At 50.4% G+C, this 19,644-nt stretch carries 10 protein-coding genes; 8 read left to right on the forward strand and 2 right to left on the reverse strand.

Annotated features, from left to right (window positions below; all coding sequences use genetic code 11):
- Positions 1-159 precede the first annotated feature (159 nt).
- From ACYVB1_RS04555 to ACYVB1_RS04575, 5 genes are all read left to right on the forward strand, one after another.
- Positions 160-3,093, forward strand: coding sequence for a SusC/RagA family TonB-linked outer membrane protein (locus ACYVB1_RS04555; RefSeq protein WP_460921039.1), 2,934 nt, complete (start codon positions 160-162; stop codon positions 3,091-3,093).
- A gap of 24 nt (positions 3,094-3,117) precedes the next feature.
- Positions 3,118-4,740 (forward strand): RagB/SusD family nutrient uptake outer membrane protein, encoded by a 1,623-nt coding sequence (locus tag ACYVB1_RS04560; protein ID WP_460921041.1) that lies wholly within the window; start codon positions 3,118-3,120, stop codon positions 4,738-4,740.
- A 129-nt stretch (positions 4,741-4,869) separates the two neighbouring features.
- Complete coding sequence (locus ACYVB1_RS04565) at positions 4,870-6,135, forward strand: DUF2264 domain-containing protein (protein ID WP_460921043.1); 1,266 nt, start codon at positions 4,870-4,872, stop codon at positions 6,133-6,135.
- A 150-nt stretch (positions 6,136-6,285) separates the two neighbouring features.
- Entirely contained in the window at positions 6,286-8,931 is a 2,646-nt protein-coding gene (locus ACYVB1_RS04570) for a DUF7133 domain-containing protein (RefSeq protein WP_460921045.1), read from the forward strand.
- 354 nt (positions 8,932-9,285) lie between these two features.
- Positions 9,286-10,164 carry a 3-keto-disaccharide hydrolase gene (locus tag ACYVB1_RS04575; protein WP_460921047.1) on the forward strand — a complete coding sequence of 293 codons (879 nt, stop codon included), beginning with the start codon at positions 9,286-9,288 and terminating at the stop codon, positions 10,162-10,164.
- Positions 10,165-10,332: 168 nt separating this feature from the next.
- Here the strand turns inward: ACYVB1_RS04575 and ACYVB1_RS04580 are convergent, their stop codons facing one another.
- Together ACYVB1_RS04580 and ACYVB1_RS04585 are read right to left on the reverse strand one after the other, a co-directional pair.
- Positions 10,333-12,477 carry a plastocyanin/azurin family copper-binding protein gene (locus ACYVB1_RS04580; protein WP_460921049.1) on the reverse strand — a complete coding sequence of 715 codons (2,145 nt, stop codon included), beginning with the start codon at positions 12,475-12,477 and terminating at the stop codon, positions 10,333-10,335.
- Between the two features lie 29 nt (positions 12,478-12,506).
- Positions 12,507-14,393 carry a family 16 glycoside hydrolase gene (locus tag ACYVB1_RS04585; RefSeq protein ID WP_460921051.1) on the reverse strand — a complete coding sequence of 629 codons (1,887 nt, stop codon included), beginning with the start codon at positions 14,391-14,393 and terminating at the stop codon, positions 12,507-12,509.
- A gap of 936 nt (positions 14,394-15,329) precedes the next feature.
- Here ACYVB1_RS04585 and ACYVB1_RS04590 point away from each other — a divergent pair.
- The 3 genes from ACYVB1_RS04590 to ACYVB1_RS04600 all read left to right on the forward strand — a co-directional run bounded on the left by ACYVB1_RS04590 (position 15,330) and on the right by ACYVB1_RS04600 (position 19,482).
- Positions 15,330-16,751 carry a 3-keto-disaccharide hydrolase gene (locus tag ACYVB1_RS04590; RefSeq protein ID WP_460921053.1) on the forward strand — a complete coding sequence of 474 codons (1,422 nt, stop codon included), beginning with the start codon at positions 15,330-15,332 and terminating at the stop codon, positions 16,749-16,751.
- A gap of 148 nt (positions 16,752-16,899) precedes the next feature.
- Positions 16,900-18,249: a Gfo/Idh/MocA family protein gene (locus ACYVB1_RS04595; RefSeq protein WP_460921055.1), complete on the forward strand. Its 1,350-nt coding sequence runs from the start codon at positions 16,900-16,902 to the stop codon at positions 18,247-18,249.
- A gap of 186 nt (positions 18,250-18,435) precedes the next feature.
- Entirely contained in the window at positions 18,436-19,482 is a 1,047-nt protein-coding gene (locus tag ACYVB1_RS04600) for a LacI family DNA-binding transcriptional regulator (protein WP_460921057.1), read from the forward strand.
- Positions 19,483-19,644: the final 162 nt, after the last annotated feature.

A 19,644-nucleotide genomic window follows, 5' to 3' on the forward strand; every position in this document is an offset into this window, starting at 1 on the left:
CCTGCAGAACCACAGCATGCACCTGAGGCAGAAAGGAACAAGACAAGATCTTAAAGATGACCTCACCAGTTCAGATACCTGATTGTCACTGACTAATCCTAATAATCCATTTTACCCACAACTAATAAATGATTTATGCAACATTACTTACTTAAAGAGATGAGATACATATTGGTTCTCCCCCTCTTCTTGCTGTCTATAGTCGGGGCATTGGCCCAGGGTATTACGGTGCAAGGCAGGGTAACAGATCAAAGTGGCGCTCCGTTGCCGGGTGTAACGGTCCTGCTGAAGGGTACAACCACAGCTGCTCCTACAGGTGCTGATGGTCAGTACGCCATCAATGTGCCTACTTCGACTGGTACATTGGTTTTTACCTACATCGGGTTTGAGCCGCAGGAGGTGCCTATCAACAACAGAACAACCATCAACGTGCAGATGGGTGAAGATGCCAAAGCACTGGAGGAAGTGGTAGTGGTAGGTTACGGAACGCAGAAGCGATCTGATATAACCGGCTCCGTGGCATCCGTTCCAAAAGACAGGTTGTCAAACCTTCCTGTTACGGACATCACGCAGGCCATACAAGGTACAACGGCAGGACTCAGTGTTTCCCAGGGGTCTTCTGTGCCAGGTAGCTCGGGCGGAATGCGCATACGAGGCGTGAACTCTATCAGTGCGAACACTTCTCCTTTTATTGTAGTGGACGGCAGCCCTTTCTTTGGTCAGATCAACGACATCAACCCAAACGACATTGAGTCCATCGAAATTCTGAAAGATGCTTCTGCTGTAGCTATTTATGGTACCAGGGGTTCTAACGGTGTTATCCTGATCACAACCAAAAGAGGTGTAGCGGGCAAGCCAAGGATTGCTTACAGTGGCTACTATGGTCTGGAAGGTTTGGCGAACAAGTTTGAGCCGAGCTCACCGGAGCGCTATGTGCAGAAGTACAAGGACTACATGATTGCCCAGGGCTTAACCCAGACACAGGTATTGCCGAACACATACGAGGTTGACAACTATAATGCCGGCCTGACAACTGACTGGCTGGATGAGGCTACGCGCACAGGTAAGATCACTGAGCACAACCTGAGCGTATCGGGTGGTACAGACAACCTGCAGTATTACGTAACAGGTGGCTACCTGAAGCAGTCAGGTGTTGTGCAGGGCTATGAGTTTCAGCGGGCCAGTATCCGCTCTAACCTGGATGCGACTTTAACCGACTACCTGGAGGTTGGTACCTCTCTTTATTTTGCAGATCATAATTCTGACGGAGGCCGTGTGAACCTGTTGTATGCTACCGCTATGAGCCCTTACGGACGGGTGTACAACGAGACAGGTGGCTATGAAATCCACCCGATGTACCCGGAGTTGCTGTTTGAAAACCCTTTACTGGGCTTAACTACAGACCGGTTGGACAGAAGGAAATACATAACAGGTACAGGATATGCGGAACTCGCCCCTGGTTTCGTGAAGGGCCTTAAGTACCGCTTGAATGCGTCTTATACTTATGAAATAGGCAGACAAGCTGGCTACTCAGGCCGGGCGGCTAACAACCTGGTGGGTTCCGGATATGCCAACAACAACGAAACAAACAACTGGGTGCTTGAAAACATCCTGACTTATGATAGAGACTTTGGCAAGCACCATCTGAACTTTACCGGGCTTTATAGCGCGCAGGCAACAGACTATTTCAGATCCGGGGCGGAGGCAAATACCTTCATCAACGACCAGTTGTCATTCTATAACCTTGGAGCCGGCGAAAACAGAACATCTTCTTCATACAGCGACAGAACAAGCCTGCTGTCTCAGATGGGCCGCATCAACTACTCTTATGACAGCCGTTATTTACTGACCTTAACTGCCAGAAGAGACGGATACTCTGCCTTTGGAGCAAACACTGACAAGTATGGGCTTTTCCCTTCAATGGCCTTAGGCTGGAATATTGCGAATGAGCAATTCATGCAGTCTGCTGATTTTGTGAACCAGCTCAAGTTAAGAGCCTCATACGGCCAGTCGGGTAACCAGGCGGTTGGTGTGAACCAGACAGCGACCTTGTACAACACAGTGCGCTTCCCGTTTGGCGGGGCAAGCACAATTGGTGTGCTGGCCGGACGCCTGGGTAACGCTGACCTGAACTGGGAGACAACAACCTCTGCAAACGTCGGCCTGGATTTCGGCTTCTTAGGAAACAGAATAAACGGTACAGTAGAGGTTTATAATGCAAGAACAGAAGACTTACTGCTTCAGAGAAACATCCCGAACGTGACGGGCTACTCCAGTGTATGGTACAACCTGGGTGAGGTGAGAAACAGAGGAGTGGAGTTTACGCTGAACACTGTCAACATCACTGCTGGCAAGTTCAGCTGGGAAACGAACGTGAACTTCACCAGAAACAAGAACGAAATTGTAGAGCTTTATGGCGACGGACAGGATGACATCAACAACAGGTGGTTTATAGGCAAGTCGCTGGGAGCAGTGTTTTCCTATAACTGGCTTGGGGTGTGGCAGGAAGGAGATGATATTCCTGAAAGCCTAAATGCACAACCGGGTGACCTGAAGTTTGAGGATTTGAACGGTGACGGCAGAATCACCGGTGACGACAGAATGTACCTTGGAACTACATTGCCAAAATGGTATGGCGGTCTTACCAACACGTTCCACTATGGCAACTTTCACCTGAGCGTATTCCTGCAGACTTCACAAGGTTCTATGAAAGGCAACCCGGATATCTTCTACGGCGATGAGGCCGGCCGAAGAAACATTCCGGCAGAAGTTGGCTACTGGACCCCTGAGAACAGAAGCACAGAGTATCCTTCCCTTGCCTACAGAAACCCGTATGGCTATAACTTCGCCAGAGACAACAGCTTTGTCAGAATAAAAGATGCCCGCTTAAGCTACAATGTACCGCAGTCCTTCCTGGATAAGTATGGCATCCAGGGCCTGACCATCTACACAGCCGGCAGAAACCTTTATACTTTCACTGACTGGGTAGGATGGGATCCGGAAAGCGACCAGTCGTCAAGGGGCTCCGGAAACTGGACGAACAATTACCCGCTTGTCAGATCTGTTTCTTTTGGACTTAACCTGACACTTTAATTTGAAATTAAATTATCGACACGAATGAAGAAGTATATAAAAATAGCTGTTTGCGCCTGTATCAGTTTGCCGGCACTTACTGCCTGTGAGAAAGAGTTTCTGGATGAGGAAGTTCTGAGCAATTATTCTCCCTCTACGTTGACAGACCGTCAGGGCTTAGAAGCATCGCTGATAGGCCTTTACAACCACAACAGTACGTTCTACAGTGTGAGCGGGCAGCAGGGGTGGCCGGCTGTGTGGCAGGTAGGTACAGATGTAGCGTGGCCTATACAGCCACAGGGGGTTGAAGTACCTTACTACAACTACAATACCCTGACATCGCTGGATGGGGCCGCAGACATAACCTGGAACTGGTCCTACTCCATGATCAATAACGCGAACGTTATCATCAAGAACGTGGAGACAGCTGAGTTGAGCGGGGTAACAGAAGAGGAGAAAAATAGAATAAATGCAGAGGCCCGTTTCTTCAGAGGGCTTGCTTACAATACCTTAGCTACTGCTTTCGGAGGCGTGCCGTTGGTTACCGACGCGCTTACTGCTCCTAAAACAGACTTTGTGCGGGCGCCGCTGGAGGAGGTGAATAACCAGATTACAACAGACCTGTTGTATGCGGCGGAGCATTTGCCTGATATCAATGATATCCCGGCAGCCAGACAGGCCAGAGCCAACAAGTACATGGCAAACCAGCTGCTGGCGGAGGTTTACCTTCGTATCGGGGAGCCTGCCAAAGCAGAAGAGCAGGCAGACATCGTCATCAACAGCGGTGCGTTCAGTTTAGTAACCGAGCGTTATGGCGTAATGGCAAATCAGCCGGGCGATCCTTTCTCGGACATGTTCAAGTACGGGAACCAGCGCAGAAGGCAGGGAAACACAGAGGCCATCTGGGTGATGGAGGCTGAAAACCCAAGAGACGTACCAGGCGGTATGACAGGAGCCCCGCAGCAGCGCCGCGTATGGCAGGCCTCTTACCACAGCAGGCCGGGTATGGTTCCTGCTGACTCTCTTGGAGGCAGGGGAATTGCCAGGTTAAGGTTGAACAACTGGGTGCTATACGACCTGTACGATGAAGGCGATATGCGCAACTCGCAGCATAATATCCGCAGGGAATACTGGTACAATGACCCTGCTCCCAAGTACAGCTCTATTTACAAAACAAAAGTGCCTTACGAAGGTCCGGACACCCTCTTCATCATCAATCCTTATACTACCAAGTGGGGGCATTTTGATCCGCAGGATGTATTTGGCTGGGGCATGTGGAAAGACTTTATCCTGATGCGCCTTGGGGAAACTTACCTGCTCCGTGCCGAGGCAGAGTTTAAACAAGGTAAGCTGGGTGAAGCAGCCGAGTCTATCAATGAGTTAAGGAGAAGAGCCAACGCGCCGCTTGTTTCTGCTGCAGACATTAACCTGGATTTCATACTGGATGAAAGAGCAAGAGAGCTGATAGGGGAGGAAAACCGCCGCTTTACGCTGATGCGCACAGGTACCTTAGTGGACAGAGCGACCAGGCTGAACACCAACATCCCTGGCTTGCCAGAGAACAGGCAAATCACTGGTCTGACAGAAACGCACCTGCTGATGCCTATTCCGCAGAATGAGATTGACCTGAACAAAGATGCTGAACTTAGACAGAACCCAGGTTACTAATCACCGGATAGTTCAGTACAGATGAAAACTCTAGTCTGACATTGTCTTAAGCAAGGCCTCTGAGAAATATAGGAGGCCTTGCTTTTATGTTTCATCTCTTACATGCTTTTGGTCCTTCACCTCATGACAATGTTCTCTACAAGAAAAGCAAAATCACTTCCTGTACTTCTAGCCATACTGCTGTGCTGCCTGCTGGGCAGCGTGGCAAACAAGGCTCTGGCACAGAAAAGAAAAGCAGCCGCTGCCAACGACAGAGCAGTTTGGCTGCAGTATATGGACAAAGTAGCCCGACCGGTGATGTCTAACCTGGCAGCGGATCAGTTAAAAGAAAAGATGCCCGTTGCCCTGTCTGAAAAAATTGACAACAAGGCATCACGAGAGAAAGTGGCGTACCTGGAGGCCTTCGGCAGGGTGATGAGCGGCATCGGACCATGGCTCAACCTGGAAGGCGGTTCAGAAGAAGAAGTGGCGCTGCGGAACCAGTACCGGCAATGGGCACTAAAAGCCGTGGCAAATGCGGTGAACCCCGCTGCGAAAGATTACATGGAGTGGAACGGAGGGCAGCCCCTGGTGGACGCTTCTTTCCTGGCCCTGGGGCTGATAAAATGCCCATGGTTATGGCAAAACCTGGACAGCAAAGTGCAGGAGCAGGTGGTAACAGCTTTCAAAACGACACGAAACACTGTGCCGGTGTACAGCAACTGGATCCTGTTTTCAGGAATGATAGAGGCCTTCTTCGCAAACTACGGAATCGAGTATGATGTTGTACGGGTTGAATTTGGAATCAGGGAGTTTTCTGAGCACTGGTACACAGGAGACGGCATGTACTCGGATGGAAATAACTTTGCGCTGGATTACTATAACAGCTACGTTATACAGCCTTACCTGGCCACCATACTCGCAGTTGCTGGCAAGCAGAACAACAGGTATGCCCGCTACGCTCCTACGTTTGATAAGATCAGCAAGCGCTATGCCGAGATACAGGAACGGTACATCAACACAGACGGCTCTTTCCCTGTTATTGGCCGATCTATAGCCTACCGTGGCGGGGCCTTCCATCACCTGGCAGACATGTCGATGCGGAAGCAGTTGCCGGAGTCGCTTACCCCCGGGCAGGTGCGAAGTGCTTTAACAGCCGTTAATAAGAAAACACTGGATGCGCCTTCTTCCTTTACAAAGGATGGCTGGTTGAATATCGGCTTGTACGGTTACCAGCCCGATGCCGCAGACTTCTATATTACTACCGGAAGCCTCTACCTCTGCGCCACTATTTTCCTGCCGCTTGGTTTGCCGCAGTCAGACCCTTTCTGGTCTGCTCCGGCAGCACCCTGGACAGCCGTGAAGGCTTGGACAGGACAGGATTTTCCGGCAGATCACGCACTGGACCTGCATTAGGCGCTTAGCCGGTAACAATTACAAGTTTGATGATGCATCTGTTATCTGAAATGATTAATTTGATTTTCCAATCTCTCAAACAAAACTTCCTTTTACCAATGGCCCTGAAGGTTTGCCGGGGCATGAAAGGAGTATTCTAAATTTAAAACAATGTTAAAACTTCAATTTAGTTTGATTTTTGCTTTCCTGATGTTGAGTGGCTTGATCAGAATGCCCTACAACCCGGAGAAGCAAAACAGCAATAAAATGCTGAACAGGGCAAAGGCAATTGCCCAGGATTGGCCAAGCGACCTGAAGGTGACAACCTTTGCGGGACCAGAACTTACACCAAGCCCCGCCACCCTTGCTGTGGCACCCACCGGCGAAGTGTACGTGGGGGTAGATATGATGGGCTCCCTGGGGAAGGACCCGGAGAAAGGAAGTATCGTCAAGCTGGTGGATAGCAACAACGACGGCCAGGTAGACCAGCACACCGTGTTTGCCAAAGTCGATAACCCGCGTGGCATCATCGCGCTCGGCGACCAGGTTTTTGTGCTGCACACCACTTTCTCTAAAGAAACCGGAAAAGCATCGGGTATGGACCTGGTGGTTTTTGAGGATGCGGACCAGGACGGTGTGGCAGATGGTCCTTCTAAACCGCTCATCCAGAACATCAGCTCCCCTAAATTCCTGCAAAGCCGCGGTACCGACCACGCCACCAATGGTATCCGGATGGGAATTGACGGCTGGATTTACATTGCTGTTGGCGACTTCGGTTTCCATGATGCTGTAGACAGAACAGGCAAAAAACTCACAATGCTCGGAGGCGGTATTGTTCGTGTTCGTCCGGATGGCACAGAGATGGAAGTCTACACCCACGGCATGCGCAATATCTACGACGTGGCCATCGACCCTTACATGAACATCTTTACACGGGGCAACACCAACGACGGCGGCGGCTGGAACATTCGCTTCAGCCACCAGATACAGTCAGGGGAGTACGGTTACCCTGTGCTGTTCAAGCATTTTACAGATGAGATTCTGCCTGCCCTGGTAGACGTAGGAGGAGGATCTGGTACAGGTGCCTTGTTTATGGACGATCCTACCTGGCCTGCGAAATACAACCAGGTGCCGATGATGGCAGACTGGGGAAGAAGCCAGCTTTACATTCACCGGGTAACGGCAGACGGAGCAAGCTTCAAGCAAAAAGAAGAAGAGTTCATCAAGCTGCCACAAATCACCGATTTGGATGTTGATGCCTCAGGCAGAATGTATATGGCTGCCTGGGACGGTGCAGGTTACTCCGGCAACCCAAGCAAGGGATACGTGGTGCGCGCGGTACCGGAAAACTGGGAGTATAAACCGTTCCCGAACCTGAAGGAAGCCTCTGTAAACGAACTGGCAAACCTGCTTAAGTCCAAAAGCGCCGTGGCGCGCTTACATGCCCAGCAGGAGCTTATTGGCCGCCCGGCTAAAAAAGCCAAAAAGGCAGCCTGGAAAGTGGCTTCTGATAAAAAACTTCCCGTCTATGCCCGTATTGCCGGCATGTATGCCTATGCGCAGATAGCTGGGGAAACAGGTGTTGCCAACCTGGTAAAGCTGTCACGGGAGAACGAGATGAAAGAGTATGCCTTACGTGCGCTCAGCGACAGAAAGCCGTATCTAAAGGATGTGCCAGTTGCACCTTTTATTGAGGGACTCAACAGTTCTTCGGAGCGGATCAAAGCAGCAGCAATAGTAGGCTTGGGTCGCCTGGGCCGTCCGGAAGTAGCACCCGCTTTGTTACAGGTTGATGTTCCTGCTTCCCTGGCCGCACCGGCAAAAGGCACGGAAGGGCCACATGCCACTCCAAACGCAGCCGTTGTGCCTGCACACCTTGCGGTGCAGGCGCTGGTGGCACTAAACGCTGTGGATGCCTCTCTGAATGCTGTCGGAACGGAAAACTCCAGGATGGTGCTTTGGGCCCTGCGCTACATGCACGACCCGGAAGCAGTAGATGGTTTGATTACTGCTTACCAAAAGACAAACGACGAAAAACTGAAAAGTGAAATTCTGACTACGCTGTCGCGCCTCTACAAAAAAGAAGCGCCTTATGATGGCTCGTGGTGGTGGAGCACCCGGCCTGATACGCACGGGCCATACTACAAAGGAATTGTTTGGGAAGCCTCGCCAGCCATTGAGAAGTTCCTGAGGGAGGAACAAGGGAAAGCAAACGACAACGGAAAGCAGTTCTTCGCTGACCTCAACGCCAGGCACCGTATGGAGATTGCCGAGTTTGGTGGCGATGAAGCCGTAGCTGCAGCAGAAGAAGTAGACGTTGACCTTGAAAAGATCCGGAACGAAAAAGGCCAGGTAGGTAAAGCCTCTATCGAAGACGTGATGCTGGCCATGGCAAAAATCAAAGGGGATGCGGTGAAGGGCAAAGCCCTCTTTACACAGCAAGGGTGTATTGCCTGCCACAGCATAGAGAAAGGTGAAGCAATGAAGGGGCCCTATATGGGGCAGATTGGCTCTATCATGAACCGGGAGCAGATAGCGGAGTCTATCCTGAAGCCAAATGCCTCTATCTCGCAGGGCTTTGCCTCTGTCCTTATCACGGCTAAAGGAGACAAGAGCTACATGGGCTTCATCACAAGCGAGTCAGCTGACAAAATTGTGATGCGGAACATTGCAGGCCAGGTGTCTACCATCAAGACAAGCGATATCCTTAGCCGCAAAGAGCTGGAGACATCTATGATGCCGGCAGGACTTGCCAACTCCTTGTCCTACGAAGAGTTTGCATCGCTTATTACTTTCCTTTCAGAGCAGAAAAAGTAAGCGGTAGGTGTGTGCGGATAGTCAGTTGCTTAAGGTAAAGCAGCCTTATGTTGTCCCTCCCGAAGCATTTCGGGAGGGACTTTCAGCGTCATTTGCTGACGCGAATTACTGGTGAACGTGTGTTACTATCCACTTGCTGATACGAACCTTATTGCTGGCGCCAATCTCCAGATTCGTGACTTTAGGAGTAAGGTCGGGTTTATAACCCGACGTCGTTTAAAAGCACAGGTTTGAAAACTTGCGCAAGTGTGAAAGCCTTTGGCAAGTGCGACGACATGATTTTTATTTAGCCGGTCAGCCAAGCTTCACCCGATTTTCAATAAAACTAAGAACAGAAAAATCAAAAAGATGAAAATGAAAGCTTTTCTCGGTACCTGCCTGCTAGGGGCGTGCCTGTCCTGCACGACGCAGAATAACAACACCCAGGATGGGAATGTCGCACAGGATGAGAGCACTAACCAGGAGGAGTGGGTGCAGCTGTTTAATGGAAAAGACCTGAACGACTGGGACATCAAAATAAGAGGGCACGCCTTGAACGAGAACTACGGAAACACCTTCCGGGTAGAAGACGGAAACCTGGTAGTACGTTATGATAAGTATGAGTCCTTCGACAAACAGTACGGGCATATCTTCTACAAAGAGCCATTCTCTTCTTACCTGCTGGTGATGGAGTACCGCTTTGTAGGGGACCAGGCCCCAGACGGCGAGGGATGGGCTCTCCGGAACAGCGGCGCGATGCTGCATTCGCAACCAGCCAATACCATGGGCCTGGATCAGGATTTTCCGATTTCTCTGGAGGCGCAGTTGTTGGGTGGCAATGGACAGGATGAGCGAAGCACTGCCAACCTGTGTACACCCGGCACCCACGTAATGATGGGCGATTCGCTCTTCACGCCCCACTGCGTTAGTTCCAGTTCCAAAACCTACCACGGCGACCAATGGGTACGCGTGGAAGCGCTGGTGTTGGGTGATTCTATTGTCAAGCATATTGTGGAGGGAGACACTGTGCTGACGTATCAGAAGCCGCAGATTGGCGGCGGCAGTGTCAGCGGTCATGACCCGGCAGTGAAACAGGACGGAAAGCTTTTAAAAGAGGGGTACATCTCCCTGCAAAGCGAAAGCCATCCAATAGAATTCAGGAAGGTAGAACTTTTCAACCTGGAAAAGTATATGGGTGATCCACAGAGGTTAAACCGAGTGCTGAAGGAACTCCAGGCACGGAAAAACCACTAATACTCCACACCACAGGCAGCGGTAAAATTTGTGTAATGCTTGTAAACAAAGAAGTCCTTCGAGTGGCAAGACTCGAAGGACTTCTTTGTTTATACCAACTACTTCTTTCTTAACGTGCGAAAGGTAAATTGAAGGCTTCTTTTCCTATGCAGGAACTGCGAGCATCGCTTACTCCACCACTTTCAGCGTGCCCTGCATTACGTAGAAGTGCCCCGGTACGGTGCATACAAAGGTGTATTCGCCGGGCTTTTCAGGCGCTTCAAAATAGATGGCTTCTGTCTGGCCAGGCTGAAGCAGCTTTGTATGATACAGCAGCTTATCTGTCTGCGGTATATAGTCCTTCTCCTGACCTTCCAGGCCCAGCTTCATTGCCATTTCACCTACTTCTATGGCAGTGCCCGGCATAACCACTACAAAGTTGTGCAGCATGTCGTCGTTGTTATGGAACACCACTTTTACTTTACTGCCCGCCTTTACGCGTATCTGCGATGGGTCGAACTTCAGCCCGGGCTTGGTGCCTACGTTGATGGTGATGTCAGCTTCTTTTGTCCAGGAAGCAGGCTTTTTGGTGACACGCTTGGCTCCTCTGGCAGCGGCTGGCTTGGCGGCTGTAGCTGTTTTTGCAGCGGCAGCGGTTTTTGTTGCCGCAGGTTTTGCCCCTGTTTTAGCAGTAGAGGCCATGGCCGTATGGTCGTGCGCAGGCGCTGCAATGGTTAGTTTTTCACCGTCCGGGAACTGGTTAAGCGTGTAGTAGCCTACCTGGTGTAACAGGGGCTTGCCATTTGCGGCACGCACACCCTCTGCCGTTATCTCATGAATGTAACCTTCCCGCAGGCCGTCTACCACCAGGCGGGCCTTCAGGCCATCCTCTGATACCACTACGCCCCGCACAGTGCACTTCTCATTGTTGATTACAGGGCTCCCGTATGCGGCCTGGTATTTATAGTTGAAGCCCGTAATTTTATAAGCGGCTGGGTCTGCTGCCTTGTTCCTGTCAACAGGAAGCGTGTACTCTATCTCAAAACCATCCGGCATCGCGCGCACGGTCTTCATCTCGAAAGGTGTTTTACCTGTCCACACAAGGCGCTGCAGGCCGAAGAGTTCTTTGCCAGTAGAGGACCAGCCACGGCTGGTCATGCCGCTGAACATGGCACCGTCGCTGCCCCATACCAGGCGAAGAATACCTGAAGAGAAGCCTTCCCTGAAAGGAAACACCACGCCCTGGTACTGCCCTTTTACTTTCTCCAGGGCTACCCGCATGATCTTACTCTGCCCCTGGTCTCCCACAAAAAGCTGGTTGGTGAAAGGGCCGAACTTGCCATTTGTATTGTCATTCAGGATACCGGAGGTAGAGATGCCCAGGATACCGTGCGGCAACCAGACAGCTGGCGGCTTCAGCGCGTCCACCCGCTTCGCCACATCGTAGAGTGGCTCACCGGTGTTTGGTATATCCTCCGGCTTTAGTTTGAAAGGTGAACCCGGCAGATCTGACCAGCGAAGGCTTTCTGCGTTGCCCGCAAAGTCGCCTTTCTCCAGGTGCGTGATGCGGCCCGAACCTACCCAGTCTCCCTGGTTTTCGGTATAGAACACGTCACCGGCCTCGTTCACGTTAAAGCCAGAAGGAGAGCGCAGGCCAGCTGCAATAGGTGTCATTTTTCCGTCCGGGGTGATTTCCAGCATCCAGCCGCGCCATGGTGCCAAGCTTACGCCATGCCCCAGGCTATTGCTCCAGCCCAGGTTCAGGGTTACCAGCATGTTGCCGTTTGGCATAAACAGCGGACCGTACGAATACTCGTGGTAGTTGCCCGACAGTGGCCAGGAATACACTTTATCGTAAGCATCCGCTACGCCGTCACCGTCATTATCTCGGAGGCGCGTGATTTCGCTGCGCTGTGTTACGTAAATGTCGCCGTCTTTATAAGCCAGCCCCAGCGGCTCATGCAGTCCGTAGGCGAAGCGCTTGTAAGTAGGCTTGGCATTACCTGACACATTCGGGTTGGAGATAATCCAGACTTCTCCTCTGCGGGTACAGGCGGCAAGGCTGCCATCCGGTAATGTTGTCAGTCCACCAACTTCCAGCAGCACTCCCTCCGGTATGGGTAATGAAATTAATTTATAGAAGTCGTCTTCTACTTCCGGAATGGCATTGTCCTGCTCCAGGCCCTTAGGCGCGGGTGCCGGTTGCTTGCTTCCTGTTTCGGGGTTTACTTTGGCTTTTTTCTGCGCCAAAACCGGTTGCCCACCAAGGGTAAGCAAACACATGGCAAACAGGCCAGCCTTTGTAAAACGTGTAATGGGTGATTTAATTTTCATGATGATGTTTTCTTCCTGTTGCCTGAGACCTACCATACAATGTTATACTTTACCTCCGCGGTGCCCTTTTTAGCTTTCACAGGCAGCAGCAGTTCTTTTCCGTTTTGTGCCGTGTTCCGGATAACAGGTTTTACTCTGCGTGGCAGCTCTATCAGGTATTGTTTGTCGTTGACAGCATAAAGGCCATTTGGCAATTTTTTAATTTCACTTCCTTCTGCCACTCTGCACCATAGTTCTTCCTGCTCCTGTCCTGGAACCACTGTGAGGGAATGAACCAGCTTTCTTCCTTCCTCGCTCACTTCAAACACATCTTTTACACTGGCACCGCCTAAGGTATACTTAAAGGTAGGGCGGCCGCTCTTGTCTACTTCATACCCAAGGTAATTGTAGGCAGTGTTGGAGTCTGGCCAGGCCGCGTTTTGGTCTTTCAGGAAGGCCAGCGTTGGGTTGCCTGCCAGTTCTATCACGCTTCCCATCGGTACGCCCAGCTGGCTTTCGCCTCTGCCGTGCCACATTGGGGTGGTCTCCATAAAATTGCCGCGCCAGAACTGCAGGAAATCGCCGGTGCCCAGGTCCAGGGTGTAATTTGCGTTTCCGGGCTCTCCTACAGAAATAGTGTGTGTTCTTTTATCTCCATTGTGCTCGATAAAGCTTCTGAGCATGACCGGCTCTTTTTCAGCCAGCACCATAATAGCACCCACCGGCTCTGCTGCACGCAGCGGCGTGTTCAGAGCAGTATAAGGTACGCCTGAACCCTCTACCGCGAGGGTGAAATCGTTGCTCTGGGCATACCAGTAGCCGAATTTTTTCAGGTATGAGAGCTCAATCGGGTGCTCACCTGCCTCCAGTTGCACCATGGTGGTGGCATCGCCACGCTCCCCATCAATGGAGATTACTTTTTTGCCACCAATGATCAACTCACCGGCACCGTTCGGTCTCTCCGGGTAGTTATTATCAGCTGGTATCCAGTCGAGTTCCAGGCTAAACAGGTACTCTCCGGAGCGTGGTACATGGATGGTGCCGTTTATTTTACCGCCGAACTGGTCTCTGGTGCCGGAGCCCTGGTGAGCCAGTGCCTGGATGTCCATTTCCTTTACCGGCGTCATCTTGTCGAGCTCATCTAAATTTTTCGCTTCGCCTTCGTAGGCTTTCAGCGTCAGGCCCGTCAGGGTAACCGGCTCTGTTCCGAATTTCTTGTAGCTGATGTTACGAATGGCCACGCGGCCATGGTCGCCCTGTATCATGAGTGGACCCAGTGGCTGCTCATCCTGGAAAGCGGCGGCACGCGTTGGCCCTGTTACTTCCACGTTTTCATGAATGGTTACCCCATTGTGTATCACCTGCACAAATACGGCGTTGGCTGTTTTCTGCCCCTGCGCGTTGAAGCGGGGTGCCCGGAAAACAATTTTGTAATGCTGCCACAGGCCGGGAGCTTTGCTTACGTTTACGGCTGGCGCATGGCCTTCATAGCCTTTCCTATCGCCAGGGCGACCTTCGTCCCAGCGCTCGTAGATGCCACCGCAGTCGGCTGCTGTCGGGTTCTGTACGCCCCAGCTATCGAACAACTGCACTTCGTAACGCCCCTGCAGGTAAATGCCGGAGTTCGACCCTTTGTCCATCATAAAATCAAGCTCCAGCTCAATGTCGCCGTGCTCCATTTGAGTGAACAGGTTGTCCTGGTTGCTACCAGACGGAACGTTTACCAGCACGCCGGTACCTGGCTGTACTTTTCCCTTGCCTGCCTTTCTGAGGTCATAGTATACGTCCTCCGCTAGTTGCCAATTGCCTGCTGCAGGTCGGAAGTCATTCAGGTTCTGAAGAGAAACAGGAGTATTGGGTAATTCTCTTTTCTGTGCCATGCCTGCGAAGCTGGTGAGCATCAGGAAAAAGAGAATGGAAAATGAATGATGTTTCATAAAAGCTTTGATTAAATACATAATTAAAGAAAGTGATGAAATAAAGCAATCAACTGGGGGATTAACACTCAGTTTCTTATGAATTATATAGGCAAGGCAGAGTGAAGGCTCACTTAAGTATATTCACGTGTCGCATCATCCGGGGTATTTTAGTGCAGTATGACCTGTTTTGTTGGTCGCTTTAATGAACGAAATTATTATTCCATGGCATTCTTTTTCCTGAACATGGCATACAGAATAAGGAAGTTGGAAGCAGGCATATCAAAGCTTCTGATTTTGCGTGAGCTACCACTATGATATGAACATCCTATTTAAAAAGTGATAGAGGATCCCAAAAATAATTTGGCAAATTAAAATAATTAGTTAAATTTCAGTGTCATACAAAATGATTGATTGCTCACTGTTAATTTTACTGCTGATTATGGTATCAAAGCGTTCTGATAACTGAAGATTATTCTTCTTCCTGCAATCGATTCCAATATCAAACTTTCTGCCATAAGCATACATAAAGGTGTTTAACCAGTAAGACTTTAAGATTTGTTCAACTCAGCCTGGATGGCTGCTGAAGACTAAAAAACAGGAACGCTGAAAGCTAATTTAGCAGATTTAAAAGGATTGAGAGAAAGAACTAATTAACCAGTGTCTAAATAGCAACTGCGCCTGCCTCTAAAAAATAGCTGGCATAGTTGCACAGTGTGCTGGCAAAGGCGATAAAATGAGTCCGGGGTACAGAAATAGGGGGTAAGCTTAAAATACCTGCAATCGATTCCGGTAAAGCAACCTTCTGCACCTTGCATCATGAGCAGCAGGCTCAATAGGTTGTTATCTGCATGAACCCATTAGCCAAAAGGAGCTGGCCGGGCTTATACATGCTTCATAAAAAATAAAAGCTCCGCTTTCCTGTAAAGCAGAATTTAATTCTAAAAATCAAAAACAATGAAAAGAAGTCATTTGCCACTTTTGCTTTTACTGTTTCCTGTCACCTGCGCACAGTACGGCTGCGCCTCGAGTAATACCGAAACTGTGCAGACTGCCGAAACTGTACAGGGTACAGAAGTTGCGCAGGAAGCTGGCTGGACACAGTTGTTTAACGGCAAGGATTTAACAGGGTGGACACAGGTAAACGGGACAGCCCCCTACAGGGTAGAAGATGGTACCATCGTAGGCACCACTGTCACAGGGTCTCCTAATAGTTTCCTGGCTACTGATAAGGAATATGGCGATTATATTCTGGAGTTTGAGGTCATGCTGGACAACGACATTAACAGTGGCGTGCAGTTCCGCAGTATCTCAGACCCGGCTGTAATGGGTGGCCGCGTGCATGGCTATCAGTTCGAATTAGACCCTTCTGATAGAAAATGGACCGGAGGAATATATGACGAGTCAAGGCGCGGATGGCTGTACCCGCTTTCGTTGAACCCGGATGCCCAGTCAGCCTTCAAGAAAGGAGAGTGGAACAAGGCCAGAATCGAGGCCATTGGCAACAGCATCAAAACCTGGATAAATGATGTGCCGGTGGCGGCGGTAGTAGATGATGTGACCCTTAAAGGTATCATTGCGCTGCAGGTGCACTCTATTGGTAAGCCCGAAGACGCCGGAAAAGAAATCAAATGGCGGAACATCCGCATCAAAACAGAGGACCTGAAACATCGTGAAGGACACAACGCCTTCGTGGTGAACCTGGTGCCGAATACCCTGACAGAGCAGGAGAAAGCACAAGGCTGGAGCCTGCTTTGGGACGGCAACACGACCAACGGCTGGAGAGGCGCTTACAAAGACAAGTTCCCGGAAGGTGGCTGGAGGGTGCAGAACGGAGAACTGCAAGTGCTGGAGTCCGGCGGTGGCGAGTCTGTGAACGGCGGCGACATTGTGACGGAGAAAGAGTATGACGCTTTTGAGCTGCAGGTACAGTTTAAGCTGACAGAAGGTGCCAACAGCGGTATCAAGTACTTTGTAACAGAAAAAGAGAATGTAAAGAATGCTTCAGCCATTGGCCTGGAGTACCAGTTGCTCGATGATGAAAGGCACCCGGATGCCAAGATGGGCCGGGACGGTAACCGCACCCTTGCTTCTTTATATGACCTGAAGACTTCTGAGAAAAACAACCGCTTTATCAGGCCGGTGGGAGAGTGGAACCTGGCACGCCTCGTGGTGAAGCCGGACAACACCGTGGAGCATTGGCTGAACGGCATTAAAGTGCTGGAGTATGAAAGAGGTTCTGAGGAATTCCGGAACCTGGTGGCTCAAAGCAAATACAAGAACTGGGAAAACTTTGGGGAGGCTGAAAAAGGGCGTATCCTTCTGCAGGACCATGGTAATAATGTTTCCTTCAGAAGCATCAAAATCAAGGAATTGTAAAAACGAAGTGCCAGCACTCCTGAAGAACGGGAAAGCCGGGCATCATCAGAAGTGAAAAGATAAGGCGGGGCTACAGTCCTGCACGCTGCTATAACCGAATCAGTTTGCAATGCATGTTAAATAAAGTTCAACTATAACGAACAAAGGAATGAATCAGAAGGATAACAACAACCGGAGAGACTTTATCAAAAAAGCTGTTCTGGGAACAGTCGGCTTGTCTGTAATGGGCATGGGCTTTAGCGCTAAAAGTTACGGGAAAATTCTGGGTGCCAACGACAGGGTAAGGGTTGGTATCATCGGTTTCTCAGACCGGTTCAGACATTCCTTGTATCCGTCTTTTATGAACCATGCAAAGGAAATGAACTTCGAGTTTGTTGGTGTGTCTGATATCTGGAACCGCCGCCGCGATGAGGCAGAGGCCTATGTGAAGGAGAAGCACGGCACGAAAATAAAAAAATACCGCAACAACGACGAGTTGTACTCCAAGAAGGACATTGATGCAGTCATCATCAGTACGGCTGATTTCCAGCATGCCCTGATGGGGGTTGAAGCGGTACGAAACGGGAAGGATGTGTACCTGGAGAAGCCGATGGCTGAAACAATGGAAGACGCCCGTGCAATGCTGAAGGCAGTTGAAGAGACAGGTAAGATCGTGCAGATAGGTTCTCAGCGGCGTAGTGCTCCCAACTATATTGCTGCAAACGAATACATCAATTCCGGTAAGTTTGGAGACATCAAAATGGTGGAAATGACCTGGAACGTAAACCAGCCGGGGCGTTGGAGAAGACCAGACCTGGTAAGCCAGATCCGAAAGGAAGACACGGACTGGGAGCGTTACCTGATGAACCGGCCAAGAGTGGCCTGGGACCCGAGGAAATACCTGGAGTACCGCTTGTTCTGGCCATACTCATCTGGTATACCGGGGCAGTGGATGTCGCACCAGATAGATACCGTGCATTGGTTTACGGGGCTGGAGCATCCGCGCAGCGTGGCAGCCAACGGTGGTATTTACATGTGGAATGACGGCCGTGAAAACCCGGATACCTTAACCGCTGTGTTCGACTATGGCCCGGCAAACGACCCTTCCAAAGGTTTCCAGGTAGTGTATTCTTCCCGCTTCAGTAACTCAGCCGGTGGCGTAAAGGAACTGTACTACTCCAATGGCGGGATGCTGAACCTGGACACAAACAAAATTACATCCGAGGGTGGCTTAGATAAAAGAATGGCAGCCGATATGGGCATGCAGCCCAACCTGCTGGCAGATTACACTTTGCCTGACCAGGCAAAAGTTTCTACAGACGCCAACACTGGCGGCGACCCGATGACTTCGCTGCACATGCGCAACTGGATGGAGTGCGTGCGCAACCGCCAGACGCCAAATGCTTCTGTAAAGGCTGGCTATAACCATTCTGTTGCCAACATCATGACGCGCATAGCCATGCAAACAGGCAAGCGCGTTACCTTCGATGATGCGAAGCAGGACGTAGTGGCAAGCTGAGGTAGCTGGTTAAGTTACTTTCATAAGATACGGAACCGGGCAGGCAGATAGCATGGCGCCTGCCCGGCTTCACTACAAGTTAAGCCATTTACAGGTAGATAGCCTGTTAGTTTGTGCCATGGGGGAGTATTAAGTTTCATATATTTAACCATAAACATGATTTCGGCGGATAGTGGCAGCATCAACATGAGTAGACAATCGCAACACAGATTGAAGGACATTGCCCGTGAACTCGGTGTGTCTACCTCTACCGTTTCAAGGGCTTTGAGCGACCATCCGCACGTTAGCCAGGACACAAAAGAGCGGGTGAAGGAGGCGGTGAGCAAAGCGGGCTACCAGCTCAACGCCATGGCTTCCAGTCTTCGCAAAAGCAAGTCCAATATTATTGGGCTGATTGTACCCCGCATATCCATGTACTTTCAGTCAGCAGTAATTACGGCTATCCAGAACGAGCTGCAGAAGTGCGATTATAACCTGATGATATTCCAGTCAAACGAGTCACCGGTACTGGAAAAGCAGTTGGTGAGCGTGCTGCATGCCTTGCGTGTGGAAGGACTGATAGTTTCGTCTACGCTGTACACGGAAGACTTTTCGGCCTTCGATGTTTTTTCAAAAGCCAACGTTCCCCTGGTTTTTTATGACAGGGTGCCAAAAGGATACTCTGCCCATAAAATACAGGGTGATGACTACCAGGGAGGCTATAAGTCAACTCTCCACTTGCTGGAGCAGGGCTGCCGGCGGGTGGCACACATCAGTGGCCCCCTCAGCTGTAGCCTGTACAGTGAGCGCTACGCCGGCTACCAGGATGCACTGAAGAAGTACAAGGTGCCCCTGGACGAAAGCCTGGTGTTCTTTCATGAACTGACACATGAAAATGCGCTGAAAACATGCGAGGTGCTGTTTGCAGAAAAGCCATACCCGGACGGGATTTTTAGCAGCAATGATACTACTGCCATTGCCGTGATGGAGTATGCCAGCAGAATGAAACTGAGCGTACCGGAGGATTTGAAACTGGCAGGGTACTCCAATGATCCGCGTGTACAGATCATGCAGCCCCGGATTACCTCCGTAGAGCAATTCCCCTATGAGGTAGGGGAGCAGGCTGCAAAGCTTATCATGGACTTAATCCGGCAAAAAGTAAAACCAGGCAGAAGCTTTATCTCCCTCACCACCCCGATAGAATTAATCAAACGGGAATCCAGTAAAGAATTGGTATCAGTAATGGATTATTGAAAAAAGTAGCAGGGAGTGTTTTTTTTGCGCATACTGCAATCGATTGCGAGAAAGGTTAGTAAATTTAAAAAGCCAGAAAGTAATGCTGGCTGCGGCAAGGAACAGCAGCCTGTCCAAACAGATAGGCTGCCTCTTATTAAAAGAGGCATAAAAAGATAAACA

The organism is Pontibacter brevis (genome assembly GCF_054779655.1).